At 43.1% G+C, this 23,100-nt stretch carries 18 protein-coding genes; 6 read left to right on the top strand and 12 right to left on the bottom strand.

The window, feature by feature from the left end; all coding sequences use genetic code 11:
* Position 1: 1 nt before the first annotated feature.
* The 7 genes from DWX84_RS05720 to DWX84_RS05685 form a co-directional block, all read right to left on the bottom strand.
* Positions 2 to 6,910, bottom strand: coding sequence for a sacsin N-terminal ATP-binding-like domain-containing protein (locus DWX84_RS05720; RefSeq protein ID WP_121961239.1), 6,909 nt, complete (start codon positions 6,908 to 6,910; stop codon positions 2 to 4).
* 19 nt (positions 6,911 to 6,929) lie between these two features.
* Positions 6,930 to 7,166, bottom strand: a complete 237-nt coding sequence (locus DWX84_RS05715; RefSeq protein ID WP_005936672.1) for a helix-turn-helix transcriptional regulator — start codon at positions 7,164 to 7,166, stop codon at positions 6,930 to 6,932.
* A 130-nt stretch (positions 7,167 to 7,296) separates the two neighbouring features.
* Positions 7,297 to 8,550 (bottom strand): site-specific integrase, encoded by a 1,254-nt coding sequence (locus tag DWX84_RS05710; protein WP_005936674.1) that lies wholly within the window; start codon positions 8,548 to 8,550, stop codon positions 7,297 to 7,299.
* A complete protein-coding gene (locus tag DWX84_RS05705; RefSeq protein ID WP_005936676.1) occupies positions 8,547 to 9,107 on the bottom strand; it encodes a helix-turn-helix domain-containing protein in 561 nt (186 codons plus the stop codon). The genes DWX84_RS05710 and DWX84_RS05705 overlap by 4 nt, the downstream gene beginning before the upstream one ends.
* A gap of 209 nt (positions 9,108 to 9,316) precedes the next feature.
* Positions 9,317 to 11,248 carry a molecular chaperone DnaK gene (dnaK, locus tag DWX84_RS05695; RefSeq protein ID WP_005864708.1) on the bottom strand — a complete coding sequence of 644 codons (1,932 nt, stop codon included), beginning with the start codon at positions 11,246 to 11,248 and terminating at the stop codon, positions 9,317 to 9,319.
* Between the two features lie 201 nt (positions 11,249 to 11,449).
* Positions 11,450 to 13,027 (bottom strand): Rne/Rng family ribonuclease, encoded by a 1,578-nt coding sequence (locus DWX84_RS05690; protein ID WP_005864710.1) that lies wholly within the window; start codon positions 13,025 to 13,027, stop codon positions 11,450 to 11,452.
* 224 nt (positions 13,028 to 13,251) lie between these two features.
* Positions 13,252 to 13,524, bottom strand: coding sequence for an HU family DNA-binding protein (locus DWX84_RS05685; protein ID WP_005854607.1), 273 nt, complete (start codon positions 13,522 to 13,524; stop codon positions 13,252 to 13,254).
* Positions 13,525 to 13,713: 189 nt separating this feature from the next.
* On the opposite strand from DWX84_RS05685, the gene mutY reads away from it, so the two are divergent.
* Genes mutY through DWX84_RS05660 form a run of 5 tightly spaced genes read left to right on the top strand, consistent with a single transcriptional unit; the run spans position 13,714 to position 17,936 of the window.
* Complete coding sequence (mutY, locus tag DWX84_RS05680) at positions 13,714 to 14,793, top strand: A/G-specific adenine glycosylase (protein WP_005864713.1); 1,080 nt, start codon at positions 13,714 to 13,716, stop codon at positions 14,791 to 14,793.
* A gap of 48 nt (positions 14,794 to 14,841) precedes the next feature.
* A complete protein-coding gene (locus tag DWX84_RS05675; RefSeq protein ID WP_005864715.1) occupies positions 14,842 to 15,351 on the top strand; it encodes a single-stranded DNA-binding protein in 510 nt (169 codons plus the stop codon).
* A 25-nt stretch (positions 15,352 to 15,376) separates the two neighbouring features.
* A complete protein-coding gene (gldE, locus tag DWX84_RS05670) occupies positions 15,377 to 16,729 on the top strand; it encodes a gliding motility-associated protein GldE (RefSeq protein WP_008773452.1) in 1,353 nt (450 codons plus the stop codon).
* Between the two features lie 6 nt (positions 16,730 to 16,735).
* Positions 16,736 to 17,317, top strand: a complete 582-nt coding sequence (locus DWX84_RS05665; RefSeq protein ID WP_005864719.1) for a hypothetical protein — start codon at positions 16,736 to 16,738, stop codon at positions 17,315 to 17,317.
* Between the two features lies 1 nt (position 17,318).
* The gene (locus DWX84_RS05660; RefSeq protein ID WP_005864721.1) at positions 17,319 to 17,936 is read left to right on the top strand and encodes a 4'-phosphopantetheinyl transferase superfamily protein; all 618 of its coding nucleotides are present in this window, start codon (positions 17,319 to 17,321) and stop codon (positions 17,934 to 17,936) included.
* 109 nt (positions 17,937 to 18,045) lie between these two features.
* Here DWX84_RS05660 and DWX84_RS05655 read toward each other — a convergent pair whose 3' ends face one another.
* Genes DWX84_RS05655 through DWX84_RS05640 form a run of 4 tightly spaced genes read right to left on the bottom strand, consistent with a single transcriptional unit; the run spans position 18,046 to position 21,512 of the window.
* Complete coding sequence (locus DWX84_RS05655) at positions 18,046 to 18,789, bottom strand: shikimate dehydrogenase (RefSeq protein WP_005854619.1); 744 nt, start codon at positions 18,787 to 18,789, stop codon at positions 18,046 to 18,048.
* Between the two features lie 14 nt (positions 18,790 to 18,803).
* The gene (gene ubiE / locus DWX84_RS05650; protein WP_008773451.1) at positions 18,804 to 19,547 is read right to left on the bottom strand and encodes a bifunctional demethylmenaquinone methyltransferase/2-methoxy-6-polyprenyl-1,4-benzoquinol methylase UbiE; all 744 of its coding nucleotides are present in this window, start codon (positions 19,545 to 19,547) and stop codon (positions 18,804 to 18,806) included.
* A 10-nt stretch (positions 19,548 to 19,557) separates the two neighbouring features.
* The gene (locus DWX84_RS05645; protein ID WP_048927619.1) at positions 19,558 to 20,508 is read right to left on the bottom strand and encodes a phosphoribosylaminoimidazolesuccinocarboxamide synthase; all 951 of its coding nucleotides are present in this window, start codon (positions 20,506 to 20,508) and stop codon (positions 19,558 to 19,560) included.
* 11 nt (positions 20,509 to 20,519) lie between these two features.
* Positions 20,520 to 21,512: a PhoH family protein gene (locus DWX84_RS05640; RefSeq protein WP_005854625.1), complete on the bottom strand. Its 993-nt coding sequence runs from the start codon at positions 21,510 to 21,512 to the stop codon at positions 20,520 to 20,522.
* 226 nt (positions 21,513 to 21,738) lie between these two features.
* Between DWX84_RS05640 and DWX84_RS05635 the strand changes: the two genes are divergently transcribed.
* Positions 21,739 to 22,398: a DUF5715 family protein gene (locus DWX84_RS05635; protein ID WP_008773450.1), complete on the top strand. Its 660-nt coding sequence runs from the start codon at positions 21,739 to 21,741 to the stop codon at positions 22,396 to 22,398.
* On the opposite strand, the gene DWX84_RS05630 is transcribed toward DWX84_RS05635, so the two are convergent.
* Complete coding sequence (locus DWX84_RS05630) at positions 22,379 to 22,906, bottom strand: O-acetyl-ADP-ribose deacetylase (RefSeq protein ID WP_005864731.1); 528 nt, start codon at positions 22,904 to 22,906, stop codon at positions 22,379 to 22,381. The two genes, DWX84_RS05635 and DWX84_RS05630, sit on opposite strands and share 20 nt — an antisense overlap.
* Between the last annotated feature and the right edge of the window lie 194 nt (positions 22,907 to 23,100).

Raw genomic sequence — 23,100 nt, 5'->3', positions numbered from 1 at the left:
ATCAATAGTCGTTATCGTTGTAATCATCGTTACCATCTTCCGCTTCTGCCATAGCACCAACATAGTGAGCGAATACGGCATCCATATTTGTACGAGCAGCCACACGAATCAAGGTGTATGCAGTACCTTTGGCATCTTCAAGTATGCCTGTATAAAGAGCCCTTACTACATCAACCTTCTCCTTGCCGGTAATCTTGATAACAACATCGTCTTTTTCTACGAGTTTCAGGAATTCCTCGGCGTTGTTAATGTAATGGAAGTTCTTGCCTTGTCCATCAAGATAAACGCAAATCTTCCACTTGTCATCAACCATCTTATTCCATACAGAAGGAGAAATATACATCACGCCACGAGCAGCACTACAAGCATGAATGTATCTGCCATCTTTAAGTTTGTGTACAGTTACATCACTCGCATTACGCACGAACTCTTCCATTGTTTCCTCAGGCTCTGCGTGCATCTCATTTCTGAGGTTCTGGTACAGACGCAACTGAGCAAGATAGTTGGTGTCGGCAATCTGCTCTGGCTTGATGTTACATTGAGCTAAGAGGTCTATTTCCTCCCTCGTTGGTGGTAATGATTCCAGTTCAAGAGGCGTTCCATGTGAGCGAAGGCGTTCTAATTCCTTTTTGGTGAAAATCTTCGGATGCTTACGTGTACGAGGTTTGTAAGGTCTGTCACCAACAGGTTGATAATTCTTGTCCTTATCAACAGATCCCATGTACCCATTACTGTCAGGATCATAATCCTTATGAGGCTTGTTTGATGAAGCGTGAGACGTGTTAGACATATGAGTATTAGAAGACGTTGTGCTGGCATTATCCGTTGTGTCAACATCTTCATCAACGTCAGCTTCTACATCGTCTGTTTCATCTGTGTCATCGTAGTCTTCAATATCCTCTTCATCAACCTGTTCATATGTGTCATACTGACCAAGGTCATTTTCTGGCTCTTCCTCTGCTGTAGATGACGTTGCTTGACCAACTAGTGATTCAGTTTGTTGCGACTGCTGTTGTGGACGAGAGTCAGAAGTTGACTGCTGCGATGCGGTTTGAATAGGTTCTTTTGGTGATGTCTCTGATTCTTCCCCAACTTCAAGTTCGTTAACAGGTCTTGACGTTACATCTTTATTTGGTGCACCAGGCTTGTCATCCTCGCGAATAGTTTTCGTATCGTCAACATGCTGATTTTCTGTTGATGTCTCTGTAGTTGCTTCAGTAGCAGAATCTGTTGGTTCATTCGTAGCATTGCTATAGTAATCGTTTTCTGTTTCGATAGGTTCTTCTTCCTCTGGCTCAACGTTGATGGTCAAATCCAACGATCTGAGATAAGCGCGGAACTTTTCATCGTATGCAAGTGAAGAGCAATACTTTTCGATGCACGCTTCTACAGAAACGCTATCATCAAGAACGTCTTCACATACATTATCATACACGTCAAAACCTACCAGTCGCTTCAATCTACTACAGAACTTTGTAAAGGTACGATTATGCTTCCATGAGCTTACATAATAAAGGTGGTTGTCATCGTTATAGATACGCTCCACATCATTATGTATAGTGTCATAACCGAGGTCTATTTTTTCACATACAACAAAATGATACTGCGACAGCTTTGTATTATAACGTTCGTAGAGTTCTTGGAATCGATCTGGGTTCTCGATAGCCGACAAGATAAGCAGACGAGGTCTGAGTATGGCAACCATATCAGCTGTTTCATCTTGTTTGCCTATAGGTGTTGCCACAAAATCAGAACTTGTCAGACATTTTATCTTCAGCATGTTGCAGACCTTGACAAACGAATCTGTATCATAAGGGAAAGCACTTGTCTGCATAACAAACTCATCGCCACGGAAGATATTCCTTTCCTGTGTCGCATCTGGATGGATAGCATAAAGTTCCGTAATATGCTTCTTCTGCCCCTTACCATTACGCCATTCTGCAGTTGGCGTTTTACGATAGTTGTCAACCAAAGTCTCATCTTGAATAGGCGAAGACAGCATCCAATTAATCACTATACTGCGGAAATTAGTTTCTTCCTCTCTTGGATGCGTAACACGAGCAAGGTAATAAAGGCAATCTTCAAAAGAGAGAGCTTTACAGAAGTTGATCTTCTCAAATAATTCACGAGCATCACGATTGTCAATAGAGTCAACAATAGCTTTGCAAGGAACCTTCTCTTGCCATTGAGGTACCTTGGCACGAACAGCATAACCAGCTATGTGAGGTGTATACAACAACTCCGGCTTTTGAACAGAATTCTCTGTTGGTATGCACACGCGGTTATTGAAACATCCATCTTCTACCCAGGATTCATATTCGACCAAGCGACGAGAGAAACATTTCGACCAGAAATAACAAGCAAATGTGCGGTTTGCGAGATACTTCAAGTCCTCTCGCGTCATATTCTGATGCACGTTCTCCGCCTTGAAATATTGTTTGATGATATCCTTGTTGCCTTCGAAGATGTAAGTGTCTGAAAGATACGACAATTCAGCCACACCATTTGCCTCAAAGTCGCACGTTGGAGAATATTCTGTTCCAAGTGTCAGCTCATGAGCAAGCTTGTATGTCGTTTCATTCGACTTGACCAGATACTTTATCTGCTTACGAAGTGTGTCATTTATGTCATACTCACTCTGTATCTTGACTACTTCACGTACAAACTGAATGTGAATGTCTGCAACGTTATTCTCATCGGCAGTAAACTTTGCAAGATAATCCTTAACCTTTGCGTCAATCCACATTTGCTTTGTGGTAATGAGATTGCGATTACCGTACTCTTCAGAGATAGCATGAAGCAAGTCCTTATTTGCCTTTAGAATATCGGGATGAACCTCGTTGGCAAGAGTGATGTACTTGAATGGCTCAGATACAGAATCCTCATCCATATTGACGATTATTACCTGATCTAGAGTCTTATAACCAGCATATTGAGTGCGAACTCTCAACTGCATAATTTGGTATTTCCTTTCTGCCCATTTATCCTTCAGGTCTTTAAGGTGCTTGGTCATCATCGCTACAACAGAATCCAAAGACTCTACTTCAATAGTTGAAAGCTTAGGCAAGATGTCTGAGAAAAGAATATCCTTGTTATCGGACTTAAGACCGAGTTTCCTGAACAATTTCATCCACTCTGACTTCTCGTTCTCATTGGCGGTTTCGATGTAAGACGAAGACACAAACTGCGCCTCCTTTACATACTTAGTTACCAGCGCCTCAATTTGTTCTTGCTGATAGGTGTCAGAAATGTAAAGTGATACACAATTGATAAGCGCGTTGTTATTGTCAAGTAACGGAATAGTCTTAAACTTATCAACAGATGCAATTTGCTTCTGGTTTACCTTTACCCATCGCCAGAAATCAACGTTATTGTTTATAACATTAACCGATTGACGCAAGTTTGCGTTCTGAGCAAGAATGTCAGTTGTGGTATTGATGTCAAACTTCACAATCTTGAACAGCTGACGCATATCCTGAGAGAAATCATCGGTATATTTCTGTGAGAGCACAACATACATCTTCGGACACCATGCTTTCTCGCACAGAATCTTTGCGTCCTCGTTGTATTCGATATACTGGATATTCAGTTCCCTTGCTCTTACTATGGTTCCGTCATAGGCAAGTAAAGGCATATCCTTGATGTCGTTGAAACTCATAGTATCATCAAAGAGTCTGTCTGCGTCACGCTTCAGGTACTCCAAGAATGTGAGCATAGTTGCCTCGTCAACAAGACCGGCATAGATAACCGCCTTATTCTTGATTACAACATCTGTGAAGAACGACTTGTCTGTGAAGGTCTTAACGCCAAACTGCTGACGCAAGAACGATTCCAGTTTCTTTACCTCTTCCTTCTCACGACCTTCAAAGTAATCATTCGATAGAGCATACATCATGCTATCCTGCAACCAAGCATGATTGATATTGTCAGCATAGGTGCTGTTCTGAGCATACGCATCCTGATTGAAGTATCGCACGTCATCGTTGCAAAGATATACCTCATTTTTGTGGATGTCAACACAACGCAAGACATAATCCTTGAAAACGTTTTCCTTCAACTGCGCTTCACAACCATACACATATTCAACAAATGCTTTGTTGGCGGCATAATTGTTTTCTATGGCAGCGTTTACTTTTGCTCGGAAATCGGCATCGCCAACTATGACAGTCGTGATGAAGGAGTCCTTGGTAAATTCGTTGAATCCAAGGTTAGTAAATATTGCAGTTATATTATCTTTCTCGTCATCAGCCAGGCTGTCAAAATAGATATGCGATAGTACGTTGATAAGATTCTCGCCCAACCATTTCTCACGTATTAAGCCATGAGCTTCTTCGTTGAAGAAGTAGTGATAATTGGTATAGTCGGTACTTGCACCACCATCCTCGGTAATGTACGGAACCTTTGTCTTGTTAGCCTTTAAATCAACTTCCTTTACTGCAAGATAACGATAGAATGCAACAGAATTGCTTGGTACGTTAAGCAACGCCATAGCATCCTCATTGGATAGAATGTAATCTGTAATCATAGACGCAGCAGAGAAAGACAGGAAATACTTGTCTGCAAATGATTTCCAATTTTCATCTTCCTCAAAATTTGCTCTTGATGCCTCGCAAAGATGCGGTACAAATCTACGCAAGAATCCTATTCCATTACAATTCGTGTCAAAATCATAGTAGAGACTTCCTGCTGTAAACAAATCGCCTTCGTATTCAATAAATATATTTTTCTTCGCAAACTCGTTTAGTTCATCCTCACTCAACCAATGTCTAATAAATCGTGTATTGTTTTCGGGAACTGTCAACCATGTCTGGAAATCAGTTTCCTCACATTTCTTTACAACAGCATCAACCTTTACATCAAGGCTCGAAGGAGAATGCTTGTACAAGAAATCCATGAATGCCTCCGATTGTCTTAACTCGTCAACTGGCAAGGAGTAGTCACCCAACTCCATAAGAATTATGAAGTCTTCGTCTGAAATGACTCCGTTCGCTGTCATGCCAGTCATGTCGTTAATAATATTGTCGATGCATTCAAAGGTTTGTTCACCATCCTTATCCACGCATGGAACAAAAGGCTCTTCTTTTATGAACTTTTCAAATTCTTCCTGGAACTCCTCTATAAACGTCTTATACACGCGTCTCTTCTTGCACTCATCAAAGTCTGGGATAAGTGCAAAGATAGAGTCAAGGTCGTATTTTTTGCTTTCAATAAGCTGCTTGATCCAATAAAAGAACTGTTTACCTGCAATACGAGCAATAACGTGATTGAGCTCGATATCCTCAATATCATCACGCTGTCCGTTGGGCACCATATCGGTATTCATTAGGAAATTGAAGCCCCAATCAGCCCGCTTTGCTGGCAGATAGCAATAAAGTATGGCATCATCAACTGGCGTCAACTTTCTTTCAGCTTTCTTGCACGCAAACTTTACCGCAGTCTTACGGAAGTTCATGTACTTCTCAGGTATTTTCTCATAACCATCCGAACGAAGAGAGTCTGGATTTTCCAAGACATCGTTTATCTTATCTGTAATATCCTCAGGAATATCATCTACAAGAGAATCTGATACACACCAGTCTTTATTGTCTTTCTCACGTACAATCGGTTCATCCTGACCATCAATAAAGATGCTAACCTTCTTGATGTTCGGGATAAACAATATGACGCGCTCTGATTCAAATACATCGGTAAACAAATCGATGTAGTTATCATCTCTGTCTTCATCGGTCAGAATTTCCTTATCTCGTGGTTGGAGAGCGAACTTTACTCTGAACTCTTCGTTAGGATGCTGACGGAATACAGACTTGATTTCATTATCGATCTCATTATGTTCCGTCCAGATTGGCAATATCTGCCACGGTGTATTGATTACATCCGTAGCAGACTTGTCGAACCTGAATGTGTAATTACCAGTATTGAGGAGAACATAGTCGTTGTCAAGGAAAACGGTCTTAAAACCAATACCTTTGTAGCCGATGGCTTCGGTATTGTCAGACTTCTCGCCATCATTTATATCACAAATAGCTGCAATATTCTTTGGATTGAAATATTCACCTGTATGCTCGAATGTTAAGTAGTTCTCGGTAATATGGAACTCTACATCAACAGGCAAAGGTTGAATCTTACCATCAATTTTTGTACGAAGAGGATAGTCGTTAGCATTCTGCAGCAACTCATAGATGAATACTTCCTTACCGCTTTGTGTAAGTTGCTTTTTGAGAGTATCAAGCGAACGAGCAATCTTCTTTGCAGCACCTGCAGGGTAACGCATAATGCCCTCGTAAAGACTGCTCACAATGTCTTTGGGGTAAATTGGTGTTATTTCCTCATGCAAGTCAATACCGAACTTGAGAGGATCGGTTTCAAGCAATACCCAAGTGAACTTGTAGTATGCATAGCGGTTGAACTCCTTGTTGCTTCTGAATGAGATAGACAGATTCTTTATACCACGTTCCTTATCTTCAATCTTTGTAAAATCAGTATTACGGATATCTGTTATCGTAAACCAACCTTCATTTCTTTGAGGCGCAAACTGACCAATAAACTGATTGTTCTCAAGACGCAATCTGCGTTTGATTTTAACGACCTCCTCGGAATCTACGTATTGGGTTGCTGCACGATTGTATTGTGGTCTTCTTTGCTCTTCGTGAGATTTTGGCTTAGCTTTTTCAATTACATACCTTATAGGTTTTTCTCCCGAGAAATCTGTCCAGAATGAAAACAATCCAGAATCTGTTAAAAATTCATAGAAATGATCGTACCCCAGATTCTTATAATTGATACCTACTTTTCCAACAGCACGTAAGAAATCATACTGGTTCACCCATCCATCACCCTTGTCAACCAGTTCAACCTTAGGCAAAGATTGATATATCTCACGTAATTTTTCTATTATTGATTTGCTGACCATATTCTATTAGATTTAGTTATTACAAGATCGTCATCATAATTTTCTGATTGTCTGTAGGTACGAGCAACTCCCGAATATCAACTTCAAGTATTCTTGCAGTTTCTACTAGAGTTTCAAGAGTGGGTTGAGTTGTGTTAGTACACCATTTGCTCACTGTAGCCTGATCTTTACCTATTTGGTCAGCAAGCCACTTGTTCGTTTTCTTCTTTTCTACGAGAACTACTTTGATACGATTAATGTTTTTATTTGTTGCCATATAATTACACTCTATTGTCTTATACCTTCAAAGATGCAAAATTATTTCGAAAAACAACAATATATTTTATTGTGACATAAAACTATTTACGTATTTACCTAATAATTTGATTTAGAATATAAAATTATAGTCAATAATACGGTAAATCAAGCTTAATCGTCTTGGTAGCCTCTTCCTTTTTAGCATCAACAACCTTTGCATACACTTGAGTTGTACGGACATTCGTATGACCAAGCATTTTGCTAACAGTATAAATGTCTGTTCCTCCGGCGAGTTGCAGGGTTGCATACGAGTGCCTAAAGCAGTGGTAGGTGATGTGCTTCGTTATTCCGGCTTCTGCAACCCATTTCTTTATCGGACGGTTAATCCATGACGGGTCTGGCAGTCCGCCAAAAACTAATTGTTCGCCGTCCTTCCTTTCACCACATAATTGAAATGCTTGTTCGGATATAGGCATATACTCAACGCCTTTGGTCTTTTGCTGAGTAAAGTTCAAACGGTAACCACCATTGAATACCTCTATCTCTGACCACTTCAACTTTTGAATGTCACAATGACGAAGCCCGGTAAGTGCAGAAAAGAGGGCGGCACGCTTCAACAACGGGTCGCATGGAGTTTGAGCCAAGCGGTTCAGTTCTTCAATGGTCAAGTATTCCCTACGGCTTTCTTGACCTTGAATACCCTTGATCTTTGCCCCAATATCAACCGTCAAATAGCCGTCAATGAAAGCCTGCTTCAATGCAGCCTTGAATATGGAGAAATAAGTGGATGCCGTATTTTGCGAGATAACACCTTTCTTGCCTCCTCCCTGTGGGGCGTTCAATAGGAACATACGGAATGATTCTATCAGCTTCAAGTCAATCTGTGAGAAAAGGATGGTATCTCCTTTCGCAAAGATTTTCAACAATTCATGTACACGCTTCCAGTTGATGATAATGGAATCGGAGCTATGGGCGTGGCGTAACCGTTGCACATGGTCGAAGTAGTCTATGAAGTTGCAACGTGAACGCTCTAGCTGCTCTGCCTGTTCTGCATCCGTTTCAGAATAAAGCGAAGCGTTATCGTATTCCTTTTGGCGCAGGCTCCTCACCTTGTCGGCATAGATACACGATTCTTGGTCTAATTGAGATTTGCATTGGATGATGCCGTTCAAGTCACGCTTTAGCTTATAAGTGGTCTTGCCGTCTTTGTCGGTTCGGGCATTCCGCGACTTATCCCATATGGGAGTGGTTATAGTACGGCTCAGATATTCACGCACTCTTTGGGGAGTGGGTTTGTCTGCTTGGAAAACCGGATAAGCTTCAACATACAGGTACCATTCCTCGCGGTATTCCGATTTGCGGAGTTTTACTGAAACTCGTGTATTGGCCAACGCTTTCTTCATTGCTTCATCCCTTTATATAGGTTATCAATTTCTTTCTTGGGCACATAAACGAAGTTACCTATCTGCCGGGTAGGGATAGAGTATTTACGGATATGTAGATAGACCGTACTGTCTTCTAAATGAAACTTCTTGGATATTTCGCCGATAGTATAACAGTCTTTAGGCTCCAAGCTATATAGTTTTGCAACGGGTTTGGGTTTTGTCAGAGCTTTCTTTCGTAGCGGATAGAGTTTCAGCAGTTCTTCTTTGCTGACACGGATTTGGTTAGTTCCAAGATTTATGTGCGAAATAGTCCCTTTATGTATCAGACGATACAGCGTATCTTTGCTGATGCCGAACATGGCATAAGCTTCCGACACCTTGATGTAATCTTGGTGCTTCGGGATGCTCTTTACAATTTCATCCAATCGCTGATTCCGCTTCTCTTCGTCTTTCCTGCGCTTATAGGCAATGTTGGAACAGCGTTTGGAGCAATACCACGATTCTATGGTCTTGGCGATGAACTCCTGACCACACACCTGGCATTTGCGCTTTATCTCGAACTTTGCTGCTGGCATAATGCTGATTTTTACTTGTTTGTATTCAATCCGTTTATATTTTGTCGCAGATTTCCGACTTTCTTATCGCGGCACAAATATGGTACAAATATACAATAAAAATCCGAGAAACAAGCAAATCCATCAGAAAGTGTTAAAAATAAAGTAGGGTGTAACTCATTGAGCTACACCCTACTTCTCTATCGTTAGTTATCGTTGTTTACCGATACTTACTTCACTTCCTCAAAGTCAACGTCCGTAACGTTACCGTCTTTGCTGTTGTTGCTGCTACCTGCGTTACCGCCAGCTTGTTGACCACCGAAGTTAGGATCTGCTTGCGGGCCGCCTTGAGCGCCGCCACCTTGAGCGTTGTACATTTCTTGGCTAGCTGCTTGGAATACGCTGTTCAATTCTGCCATAGCAGCATCGATACCTGCGATATCCTGAGCCTTATGAGCTTCTTTCAATTTGTTCAAGGCACCTTCGATCGGAGCTTTCTTGTCTGCCGGAAGCTTGTCGCCAAGATCTTTCAATTGTTTCTCGGTCTGGAAGATCATGCTATCCGCTTGATTCAATTTATCGATACGCTCTTTCTCTTTCTTATCGGCCTCTGCGTTTGCGGCAGCCTCTTCTTTCATACGCTTAACCTCATCATCGCTCAAACCGCTGGAAGCCTCGATACGGATACTTTGTACTTTACCGGTTCCTTTATCCTTGGCGGATACGTTCAAGATACCATTGGCGTCGATATCGAATGTAACCTCGATCTGAGGGACACCACGTTGTGCGGCAGGTATTCCATCTAGGTGGAAACGGCCGATAGACTTGTTGTCTTTAGCCAAAGAACGCTCACCTTGCAAGATGTGGATCTCAACAGAAGGCTGATTGTCTACGGCAGTCGTAAATGTCTCGGACTTCTTGGTCGGGATGGTCGTGTTAGACTCGATCAATTTAGTCATTACACCACCCATTGTCTCAATACCTAAAGACAGCGGAGTAACATCCAACAGCAATACGTCTTTAACCTCACCTGTCAATACACCACCTTGGATCGCTGCGCCTACGGCTACTACTTCATCCGGGTTAACGCCCTTAGACGGAGCTTTACCGAAGAATTTCTCAACGATAGCCTGTACAGCCGGGATACGAGTAGAACCACCTACCAAGATCACTTCGTCGATATCAGAAGTTGATAAACCTGCGTCTTTCAAGGATTGACGGCACGGTTCGATACATGCTTGGATCAGACCGTCAGCCAATTGTTCGAATTTAGCACGAGTCAAAGTCTTAACCAAGTGCTTTGGAATACCGTTTACCGGCATGATATACGGCAAGTTGATCTCCGTGCTAGTCGTACTTGACAACTCGATCTTCGCTTTCTCGGCAGCTTCTTTTAAACGTTGTAAAGCCATCGGGTCTTTACGTAAGTCTACGCCTTCCTCTCGTTCGAATTCTTCAGCCAACCAGTCGATGATTACGTGGTCGAAGTCATCACCACCTAGGTGAGTATCACCGTTTGTTGATTTTACCTCGAATACGCCGTCACCTAACTCAAGGATGGAGATATCGAATGTACCACCACCTAAGTCGAATACGGCGATCTTCATGTCTTTGTTCGTCTTATCCAAACCATAAGCTAAAGAAGCGGCAGTCGGTTCGTTTACGATACGGCGTACGGTTAAACCTGCGATCTCACCAGCCTCTTTCGTAGCCTGACGTTGAGCGTCACTAAAGTAAGCAGGTACTGTGATAACGGCTTCCGTTACTTCCTGTCCCAAATAATCCTCAGCTGTCTTTTTCATTTTCTGCAGGATCATCGCTGAGATTTCCTGCGGAGTATACAAACGTCCTTCGATATCTACACGAGGAGTGTTGTTATCACCACGCACTACTTTATAAGGAACGCGATTGATTTCCTTTTGTACTTGGTCATAAGTTTCACCCATGAAACGTTTGATAGAGAATATAGTCTTTTCAGGATTGGTGATAGCCTGACGTTTTGCGGGATCACCTACCTTACGCTCGCCGCCTTCTACGAAAGCTACGATTGAAGGTGTTGTTCTTTTACCTTCGCTGTTCGCGATAACAACCGGTTCGTTACCTTCCAATACGGCAACACAAGAGTTGGTTGTTCCTAAGTCGATTCCAATAATCTTTCCCATGATTGTAAATATTTTAATTGTTATTATTCATCGTCCGTCATCCTCCTTGTTTAAAGGATTCACATAGTATTCAACAAATGCCGTGCCAAAGAAGTTTGGGTTTGAAAATAAATAATACGTGTCATGAATCGTGACATTTTGACGGTTTGGCAGAATACAGAAAGCCCCGGAACCGCTTTAATAGGCCCGGGGCTTCTCTTGTTATTTGTTGATTATTTCCTTTTCTTCTTTCATGTCAAGCTCATTCTTGTCGGCATCAAAGAATTTGTATTCAAGAAAGGCGAGACTTTGATTGGGAATAACTTTTAAACCATGTGTGTACTTCATTTTCCACTTCATGCTCAAGGGGAACAACCCCTTGTTCACATACGCTGCGACATACGGATGTACATGCAGGGTGAATTTCTTCACGTGATGTTTGTTTACTAAGCAATCTATTTTTTCTTCCAGGCTGTCGGTAAACAGGATGGAAGGCTTAACCGTTCCTGTTCCGAAACAGGATGGGCAGTCTTCTGACGTATCCACGTCCATTGCCGGACGTACCCGCTGACGGGTAATCTGCATCAAGCCAAACTTACTAAGAGGAAGGATGTTGTGTTTAGCCCGGTCATTTGCCATTGCCTTTGTCATGTGTTCAAATAGCTTTTGCCGGTTGGCAGCCTCTGCCATATCGATAAAGTCTATAACGATGATACCTCCCATGTCTCGTAAGCGGAGCTGACGGGCGATCTCATCGGCGGCGGCTATATTTACGTCGATAGCTGTCTTCTCTTGAGCATCGCTGCCTTTGGAACGGTTCCCGCTGTTCACGTCGATAACGTGCATAGCTTCCGTGTGCTCGATAATCAAGTAAGCTCCACTCTTGTAAGTGACAGTTCGTCCGAATAGCGACTTGATTTGCTTGGTGACCGCAAAGTTGTCAAAGATAGGAAGCTCTCCCGTATATAACTGTACGATTTCTTCCCGTCCCGGTGCGATCAAGCTTACATAGTCGCGGACATTATTGTAGACCTCCTTGTCATTTACATAAATATTTTGGAAAGAGGGGTTGAATATATCCCGAAGTAAAGCTACGGTACGTGCCGTTTCTTCATAAACGATAGCCGGAGCTTTGAGTTTAGGCACCTTCACGATATTATCTTCCCATCGTTTCACCAATGTCTTTAGTTCATGATCAAGCTCTGCGACACGTTTGCCCTCCGAGGATGTCCGTACGATAACACTGAAATTCTTCGGTTTGATACTTTGGATTAACTGGCGCAAACGAGCCCGTTCCTCGCTTGATTTAATTTTGGTGGAGACAGATACTTTATCGGCGAACGGTATCAGCACGATATATCTTCCGGCAAAAGAAAGCTCGGAAGTCAATCGGGGACCTTTCGTCGAGATAGGCTCTTTAGCAATTTGAACCAACACCTCTTGTCCTACTTTCAGCACGTCGCTAATACTCCCGTTCTTTTCGATCTCCGGTAGAATCTGAGTTTTCGACAGTACCGGCGCCTTTTTGGGATCGCTCAGCAATTGCTTTAAATATTTCTGTTGGGTGTTGAAGTTAGGACCTAAGTCCAAATAGTGAAGAAACGCATCCTTTTTGTAACCGACATCAATGAACGCAGCGTTTAAGCCCGGCATCAGTTTCTTAACCTTACCTAGATAGATATCACCAACGGCGAACGAGACGTTGCGGGCCTCCTTTTGGAGCTCCACAAGGCTCTTGTCCTCCAAGACGGCGATAGATACCTCTTTGGGCTGTACATCAACTACTAATTCACTAATCACTTAAGATGTGTTTTTAAGATCAGACCTTATAAAATACGCAAAGAACAAACTTAAAAGGTCACTTATTAAGTTTGTTCTTTAGAGTTCGTTAGATAGACTTATTTCTTCTTATGTCTATTCTTCTTCAGTCTCTTTTTGCGCTTGTGCGTAGACATTTTATGTCTTTTTCTTTTCTTTCCGCTAGGCATCGCTTTAAAATTTTAAATTAAACGTATAATAATTAATTACTTAACTTCACCAATAAAAGTCTTAGCCGGCTTGAATGACGGAATGTTGTGTTCCGGGATGATGATCGTAGTATTTTTTGAAATATTACGAGCTGTCTTTTGAGCTCTCTTCTTAATAACGAAACTTCCGAAACCTCTCAAGTAAACGTTTTCGCCTTGGGCTAAAGAACTTTTTACGATATCCATGAAGGACTCAACGCTTGCTAGCACTGTCTGTTTGTCGATACCAGTGCTTTTTGAAATCTCGCTAACAATATCTGCTTTAGTCATGTCTATAAATTAATTAATTGATTTTGACCTATTAATTTTTTGGAATGCAAATATATAGCTTTTTATTTAAGTGGAAAAAGAATTGAGCTTCAATTTTTAAATAAAAAGATTCTTCTCGATTCGTAATATATATGTATGTTTGCGGTAATCAAATAGTTATGATGTTGAAAAGAGAGAAAGGGAGCAGTTATGTTACAGTATGAAAGTGAGTTAGAAATCAGCCGGATATTGGTTGAGTGGTATGAAACCTATAAAAGAGAGCTTCCTTGGAGGGAAACGAGAGACCCTTATATCATCTGGATATCGGAGATTATATTGCAACAAACCCGGGTTGTACAGGGATTGGAGTATTTTTTGCGTTTCACCGAACGTTTCCCGGATGTGGCATCTCTAGCGGCGGCGGAAGAGGATGAGGTGCTGAAATATTGGCAGGGCTTGGGGTATTATAGCCGGGCTCGTAACTTACATGCGGCGGCTAAATCTATCATGGAGCGGTTTAACGGGGTTTTCCCGGAGAATTATAAAGAGGTATTATCCTTGAAAGGTATCGGGGAGTATACGGCGGCGGCGATCGTCTCCTTTGCTTGGAACCAACCGTGTCCGGTCGTGGATGGAAATGTGTACCGGGTACTTTCCCGTTTGTTTGCCGTAGATACGCCGATCGACACCACGAAGGGTAAAAAGCAATTCGCGGAACTGGCCGGAATGATCTTGGACCCTAAGAACGCAGGGACGCATAATCAGGCGATCATGGAATTGGGTGCTTTGCAATGTGTTCCTCAAAACCCGGACTGCGGGGTGTGCCCGCTAAAAGATAAATGCATGGCGTTCGCTTCCGGCAATGTGCAAGCTTATCCGGTGAAACAAAATAAGACGAAGACAAGGGATCGTTATTTCCACTATCTATACATTATATATAAAGGACAAACTTGGATGAACAGACGGGCGGGGAAGGATATCTGGACCGGCTTGTATGAATTTCCTTTGATCGAGACGGATCATGCGATGGATTTTTCCGGTTTGTGTGAGACGCAAGCCTTCCGTAACCTATTGGGAGATGCTGGAAAATTGAGTATCACCCAAGGGTTATCGAATGTAAAGCATACGCTCTCCCATCAAATTTTATACGCTTCTTTCTATCAAATAGAGATAGAGCTGGTTCCGGAATCCTTGGGGAATTATCTCTCTTTGCCTTGCCGGGATATTGAGAAGTATGCCGTTCCCCGGCTGATACATATTTATTTAGAGAAATTAAACGGAAACTTGTGAGAATGATTGAATTTGTGTTTCTTTGTATGGTTATTAAGAATTTGAATTATGTCATTGAATAAGGTTATATTGATCGGCAACGTAGGCAAAGATCCTGACGTTCGCTATTTTGACAGTGGTGCCGCTGTCGCTAATTTCCCGCTGGCAACCTCGGAACGTGGGTATACGTTGGCAAATGGAACGGTGGTTCCGGAACGTACGGAGTGGCATAATATCGTAGTTCGTCGGGATTTGGTTCCTTTCGTGGAAAAATGGGTACGTAAAGGTTCCGGTGTATATGTGGAAGGCAAGATTCGTACTCGTAATTATGATGACCAAAGCGGCGTGAAACGATATGTTACGGAGATCCATGCGGATCGTATCGAGTTTTACAGTACGGGTTCCCGTCCGGCCGATGGTGGAAATACGACTGCACAAGGCGGTAGTATGCAGCCCAATGTGGGGCAAGGACAATCGGCTCAACCGACTACGGCGCCAAATACCGCTTATCAACAGCCAGCCGCCTCGCAGCCTAGCGCATTCTCAGAATCCAGTGACGCGGATGATCTCCCGTTCTGATATTGTTTAACTAATACTGTTTCCCTTGGACTCGGACTATTATTTATCGGGCTTATTTGAAAACGTAACGGTGCAGGCGCTGACAGCGGGTCCTGTGATCGCATTAAGCCTTGCCTTTTTACTGCTGTTTGTTTCCGGCTTCGTGTCGGCCTCTGAAGTGGCATTCTTTTCTCTAACCCCGGGCGACCTAAATGAGATCGGGGAAGAGAATCGCCCGGCAGATCCTGTTATCAAACGTCTCCTTGAACGTTCGGAGTATCTATTGGCATCTATATTGATCGCTAATAATTTCGTAAATGTGGCGGTCGTTATGTTGTGTACCTATGCGATTAACGCTTGGATTAATTTCTCGGCCGCTCCTCTTCTAGGCTTTGTGCTTGAGACGATTCTACTGACTTTCTTGCTTTTACTTTTTGGGGAGATCATGCCTAAGATTTACGCACAGAAGAATTCTTTGCGTTTTGTTCGTTTTTCAGCCTCCGTATTAAGTGGTTTGGAACGCTTCTGCCGCCCATTCTCGAAAATCTTGGTTAATTCCACATCGGTCATCAATAAAGCGTTAGCGAAAAAGAAATATGATATCTCTGTAGATGAGCTTTCTAAAGCGTTAGAGCTAACCTCTACCGAGATCCCGGAGGAGAAGGAGATGCTGGCGGAGATTATCAAGTTTTATAATAAGACCGCTGATGAGATCATGACTCCTCGTTTGGATATGGAAGATATCGAGATCAAGATCAGTTTCCGTGAGGTGGTTGATTTTATTATCAAATCCGGCTATTCGCGTATTCCGGTATATTCCGAGACTGAGGATAATATAAAAGGTATCTTATATATCAAGGACTTATTGCCCTATATTGACAAGCCCGATACATTCCGTTGGCAGAGTTTGATCCGACCGGCCTATTTCGTGCCGGAAACCAAGAAGATCGATGATTTGCTGGAAGAGTTCCGTACCAATAAAATTCATATGGCGATCGTGGTCGATGAGTTTGGCGGTACCTCCGGTATCGTGACGATGGAAGATATCCTAGAGGAAATTGTCGGAGAGATCTCCGATGAGTATGATGAGGATGAGCAACAATTCATCCGTTTAGCAGACGGTAGCTTGATCTTTGAGGCAAAGATATTATTGACGGATTTCTTCCGAGTTATCGATGCCGATCCCTCAGATTTTGGTAAATTGACGGAAGAAGTGGAAACTTTGGCCGGTCTTTTGTTGGAGATAAAAGGGGATTTTCCACGCCGTAGGGAGATTATAGATTTTAAGGAATATCGTTTCCAAGTGCTGGAAGTGGATAACAGGAGGATATTAAAGGTTAAATTTAACCGTATCCCTGAAGGTACAGGGAATGATGAGAATGGGAAAGATACGAAGTAAATGTTTATGAAATGGATAGCTGCTGTCATAGGAGGTTCTCTGTTTTTAGGGATATGCTGTATTTCGTGTGTGGAATATACGCCGAAGCCACGGGGCTATGTTCGTATCGAACCTTCGAAGGCACAATATAAACCGCTTGATCTCAGTTACCTGCCTTTTAATTTTGATGTCTCTCAGACTGCGGTCATAGAGGTGCCGGATCAAAAGAAGGGTGTTACGGGCTTGAATATCTCGTATCCGGAGTTAGAGGCTAAGCTTTATTGCAGCTATTTGCCAATTACTCCCGCGTCCTTGGTGACGGTGGAGACGGAAAGCCGCTCTTTCGTCGCCCGCCAAATAAAGTCGGAGAATCGGATATCGGAGAAAGCGTATTCCAACCCTGCCGCAAACGTTTATGGCTCGCTGTTTCTTCTGGATGGAGAATCGGCTTCTCCCATACAATTCCTGTTGACAGATAGTGTATCGAATTTCTTCCGGGGAGCCTTGTATTTTGACTGTAAACCCAATGCGGATTCATTAGCTCCCGCTATCCAATATATCCGGGAAGATATCATAGAACTTATACAAACTTTTAGTTGGAAAGAATAATATGGCCTTGCTATATAAACAACTCTCGCCGCTGCATGGAGTCTGGAAAATGGAAGAAAGTTCTGATGAGCTTTTGGGGATGCTTGAGCATAAAGCGGACTATTCTTCTTTTTTGGAGCGGGTATCGGCAGAGAAGCGGAGGCAGGAACGTTTCGCCAGCCGGGTGCTTTTAAAAGAGCTTTTAGGAGAGGAGGTAAGGGTTGACTATCATTCTACGGGTGCCCCGTTCCTCGCGTGCGTACCTTTATATATTAGTATATCTCATACGAAAGATTATGTGGCGGTAATCTTGGATAAGCGTCCGACAGGGATCGATATCGAGTATCGTTCGGACCGGATCTTGAAAATACGAAGTCGCTTTATGAATCCGGAGGAAGAGGCGGGTATCGATCTGGAGCATGAGGTCGAGCATCTATTAATCCATTGGTGCGCCAAAGAAACCTTGTTCAAGATAATCGGGCAGGAAGGAGTGGACTTTCAAAAGCATCTTCACGTGAATCCTTTTCCTTATTTATCGAGTGGGACGTTTAAGGGACGAGAAACCCGGACCGAGGCATGTCGGGAATATGAGTTGGCATATCAAGTTACACCGGACTATGTATTGACTTGGTTGAAGTAAGTTAACTTCATACGCTTGTGAAGTTAACTTCATTGACTAACGAAGCTAACTTCATTGGCTCACGAAGCTAGCTTCATCAAATCATGTGGTTGGAAAGATATCGTTCGATCTATTTCTGCCAGATCTCCCAAGCGGCGAAAGCCTGTAATAGAAGCATTTCCAGACCATTTTTCACGACGGCGCCTTTTTCTTTTCCTTTCTTCATGAAAAGGGTCTCATCCGGATTGTAAAGTAAATCATACAATAGATGATTCGGCGTAAGTAAATCGTACGGGATATCCGGACATGAGTCTATATTCGGGAACATACCTAAGGGAGTCGTGTTTACGATCACCGTATATTGCTCCATGGTTTTCGGAGTAATCTCATCGTACGTGATACAAAATTCTTTCGGTTTGCGAGAAACCAGCGTGGCACCAACGCCTAGCTGTTTCAGTCCGTGGAAGACTGCCTTCGACGCCCCTCCCGTACCAAGGATCAACGCTTTCCGGTGCGTTTCTTTCAATAAAGGATCAATCGATTGCTTGAATCCGATAATATCCGAGTTATATCCTTTCAGTTTAAGTTTGCCGAAAAGACCTTTTGTGAACTTGATGACATTTACCGCTCCGATCTGACGGGCATCGTCATCCAAATCGTCTAAATATGGGATTACTTGTTCCTTATAAGGAATGGTCACGTTTAAACCGTTAAGTTCAGGGTTTTCTTTGATTACGTTCTTAATCTCCTTGATAGAGGGAATCTCGAAATTCAAGTACTCAGCGTCGATCTTCTCCGCCTCAAACTTCTGGTTGAAATACGTTTTAGAAAACGAATGTCCGAGGGGATATCCCAGTAAGCCATATTTCTGCATAACCTTTTTATTGTTTATTCTTTAGATCCTGTATATAATGAACAGATCCCGAAGGTAAAGGTCCGTACACGGGCCTGCTTGAAGCCTTGGCGGGTGAGTAAATCCGTCATGACCTTTCCCTGAGGAACTACCTTGATGGAAGCCGGCAAATAATTATACGCGACTTTTTCTTTAGAGAGTAGACGTCCGATAAAGGGGATGACGGTCTTTGAATAGATCTGGTAGAGTTGTCTCATGGGAAAATGTTCCGGTGTGGAAAGTTCCAAGATCATGATATGTCCACCGGGTTTCAGCACCCGGTACATCTCTGAGATACCTTGCTCTATGTTCTCAAAATTACGAACCCCGAAAGCGGCGGTTACGGCATCGAACGAGTTTTCCTCGTAGGTCAAGGCCGTACAGTCCTGTTGCTCGAAGGATATATACTCCGAATAACCGGCGGCAGCTACTTTTTTCCGTCCCACTTCCATCATGCCTAACGAGATGTCGGCACCGACGATATGGTCGGGTCGCAGCTTTTTGTACATGGAGATAGCCAAGTCTCCGGTACCGGTAGCGATATCCAGTATCGTTTTAGGAGAGAAAGGACGCAGGAAAGCGATCCCTTTCCTGCGCCATATCTTGTCGATACCAAATGAGAGAGTATGGTTGAGTTGATCATACGTTTCGGCTATCGAGTCGAACATACGTTTGACTTGCGTACCCTTTTGTTCCTCTTTGTTATAAGGAAGTATTGTCTCTGAACCATACTGTGTCATGTGCGGTATCTTATTTATTCTGTAAATATTCGGTAACGTTTTTCTCGATGCGGTTCAGCAAGTTATCAGTCTCGCCTTTTACGAAAGTCTCCCCTGTGATATGCTCGAACAATTCGATATATCGGTTGCTGATTCCTTCTACGATCTCCGGTGTCATTTCAGGAACTTTCTGTCCGGATTTACCTTGGAAGCCATTTTCCATCAACCATTCGCGGACGAACTCCTTGGAAAGTTGCTTCTGCGGTTCCCCTTTGGCAAAACGATCCTCGTATCCTTCTGAGTAGAAATAACGGGAGGAATCCGGAGTATGGATCTCGTCGATCAAATAGATCTTGCCGTCACGATGACCGAACTCATATTTCGTGTCAACCAAGATCAAGCCACGTTCCTTAGCGATCTCGGTACCGCGTTTAAACAAGGCCATCGTATATTTCTCAAGAACCTCGTAGTCCTCTTTAGAGACCAAACCTTTAGCGAGAATCTCCTCTTTAGAGATATCTTGATCATGCTCTCCGATCTCAGCCTTTGTGGTCGGGGTGATGATGGGTTCGGGGAAACGTTGGTTCTCACGCATACCCTCCGGTAGTTTCACACCGCAGATCTCACGCACGCCGCTCTTATAAGCACGCCATGCGCTTCCGCACAGATAACCGCGTACGATCATCTCAACCGGGAAACCTTGGCATTGAACGCCAACCGTTACCATCGGGTCCGGAGTAGCCATTTTCCAGTTCGGACAAATATCAGTCGTAGCGTCAAGGAACTTGGCGGCGATCTGGTTTAACATTTGTCCCTTGTAAGGAATACCTTCCGGCAAGATAACATCGAAAGCGGAAATACGGTCTGTAGCGACCATTACCAATACGTCGTCATTGATGTTGTACACGTCGCGTACTTTCCCATGGTATACGCTCTTTTGTCGCGGGAAATTGAAGTCTGTTTTAACTAATGCCTTCTTCATGACTCTTACTTTTAGTTGTTGTCTATATTCGTTTTCTTCTCTTTTGCCTCTTTGATCTCTTTCTTCCGTTTATCATCGAACTTATCATAAGCCTCTACGATTCGTTGGACAAGTTTATGCCGGACAATATCTTTCTTGGTGAACTCGATCTTACCGATCCCGTTTACGCCCTTCAATATTTGCATGGCCTGTATCAATCCGGACGTGGTAGAAGGCGGAAGGTCTATCTGCGTGACATCTCCGGTGACGATCATCTTGGCGTTCATACCCAAGCGGGTCAAGAACATCTTGATTTGATGCGTCGTCGTGTTTTGCGCCTCGTCCAATATAATGACGGCGTCGTTCAAGGTACGACCGCGCATAAACGCTAGCGGGGCGATCTGTATCACGTTATTCTCCATATATTCCTTCAGCTTGGCTGCCGGTATCATATCCTGCAAGGCATCGTAAAGCGGTTGCAGATAGGGATCTAGCTTATCCTTCATCTCACCCGGCAAGAAACCCAGTTTTTCTCCGGCTTCCACGGCGGGACGGCTTAAGATGATCTTCCGTACTTCCTTATTCTTTAATGCTTTTACGGCTAGGGCGATAGCGACGAATGTTTTGCCCGAACCGGCGGGTCCTGTGGCGAAAACCAGATCGTTGTTCTCGAAAGCCTTTACCAATAACTGTTGATTCTCGGTACGTGCGGTAATCGGCTTGCCATTCATGCCGTGGATGATCAGGTTCTCCTGCTTCACGACCGTGGGACCTTTCCCTTTTATAATATCCAGAATCACGTCTTCGGAGAGCGAGTTAAACTCCTCACAGTATTTTTCCACCTCACGGATTTTCTTGAGAAAAAGCTCGGACTCATCCTCATCTCCAATCACTTTCATCACATTTCCACGGGCAACGATACGCAATTTCGGAAACAATGTCTTGATCAATTGCATATTAGAGTTATTCACACCGTAGAAAATTACCGGGTCTACGCTTTCAAGAATATAAATTCTTTCAATCATCCGCTATTCCTTTTATTAAATTACGCTTCAAAAAGATGTGCTATTTTTTATTATTCGAATCAAGTTACAAAATTAGTAATATTCTTTATCCATTGATGCAAAGGGAGAAGTTTTATTTCACGGGAACACATCTTTCAGCCGTCCGTCTACCATTTAGAGAAAAACTAATTGGAGTTAAGGGGGAATTTCGGATTTTTCCGTATGTTTGTCAGGCAAAACGAAGGTAATGAAGATGAAGACTGTGTTTAATGTGATGTTGTTGCTGGTCGTGATCGTGTCGGCGACGGCTTTTTCTTCTTGTAAGGAGAAAAGAGGTGAATTGAAGAAGATTTGGTACAATGGAAGCTATAATCGTGATTTTAATGATTTGAATGACGTTCATTTGTCCGTCGCGAAGAAGATCGGCATAGAGCCTGTCTCTTCGAGGGAAGGAGCGGAGCACGCCTCCCGGGATATGGTGGAGATCAAGACGAATGACTATTACGAGGTAGAGGAGTTGACGCACTCTATTCCGTATTTGGTGCCGGAAGCCGCTAATCTGCTGGAGGATATCGGGAAAAACTTCCAAGACTCATTGAAAAACTTGAATGCTTCCATCTATAAAATAAAGGTAACCAGTGTAACCCGTACGGTTGCCGATGTCAAGAAATTGAGAAAAAGGAATACGAACTCTTCTCTCAACTCTGCCCACCAATACGGAACTACGTTCGATGTATCATGGGTACGCTATACTAAGATAGATGAGAAAGATACCTTAAATATTGATAAGGACCGCTTGAAAATGGTGCTTGCCTCCGTGCTTCGTGATTTGCGCAGGGCGGATCGTTGCTATATCAAGCACGAACGCAAGCAAGGGTGTTTCCACATTACGGCTCGTGAGTTGTAATTTGTTCCAGCGCTTTCGTATAAACCGATTTGTCGTATCCGGAGAAACAGCACATCGTGACTTGCTGGATTTCCGGATTCTCTTTTAGGAAGGTATCGATCGTGCGGATCGCTATCTGTGCAGCCTCCTCGATAGGATAGCCATATACGCCGGTGCTTATTGATGGGAAAGCGATTGTTCTCAGTCTGTTCTCTTTCGCCAATCGCAAGGAGTTTCGATAACAATTTTCCAGTAGCTCCGGCTCTCCGTGTTGTCCGTTTCGGTAGATGGGACCGACGGTGTGTATGACATGACGGGCTTTCAATCGATAACCTTTCGTTATCTTCGCCTCTCCGGTCGGGCATCCTTGTAAAGTCCGGCATTCGTCAAGGAGTTCCGGACCGGCGGCCCAATGGATGGCACCGTCTACGCCGCCACCTCCCAATAAGCTATTGTTCGCGGCATTTACGATGGCGTCTACATCCAATGTCGTAATATCTGCTTGTATAGCAATTATTCGTTCGTTCATATCTTTAGTTATTTGTATGTTGGTCCTGTTCATATATATTCTAAATGTGCGCAATATAGCGAAAAAGTTGCTTTGTTTCAAACTTAAAATGGTTGTTTTGAAAGCATGTACGTGTTTTCTAGGAGGGTTAGTGGGGGATTTTGGCTGTATTTTGCAGAGTCAAATTTTTATTGGAATATTTTATAATATTATTT

This window comes from Parabacteroides sp. AF21-43 (genome assembly GCF_003635435.1).
Lineage (GTDB): Bacteria > Bacteroidota > Bacteroidia > Bacteroidales > Tannerellaceae > Parabacteroides > Parabacteroides distasonis.
The sequence above is the reverse complement of the archived record's forward strand: the minus strand, read 5'-3'. Positions and strand labels throughout refer to the sequence as shown.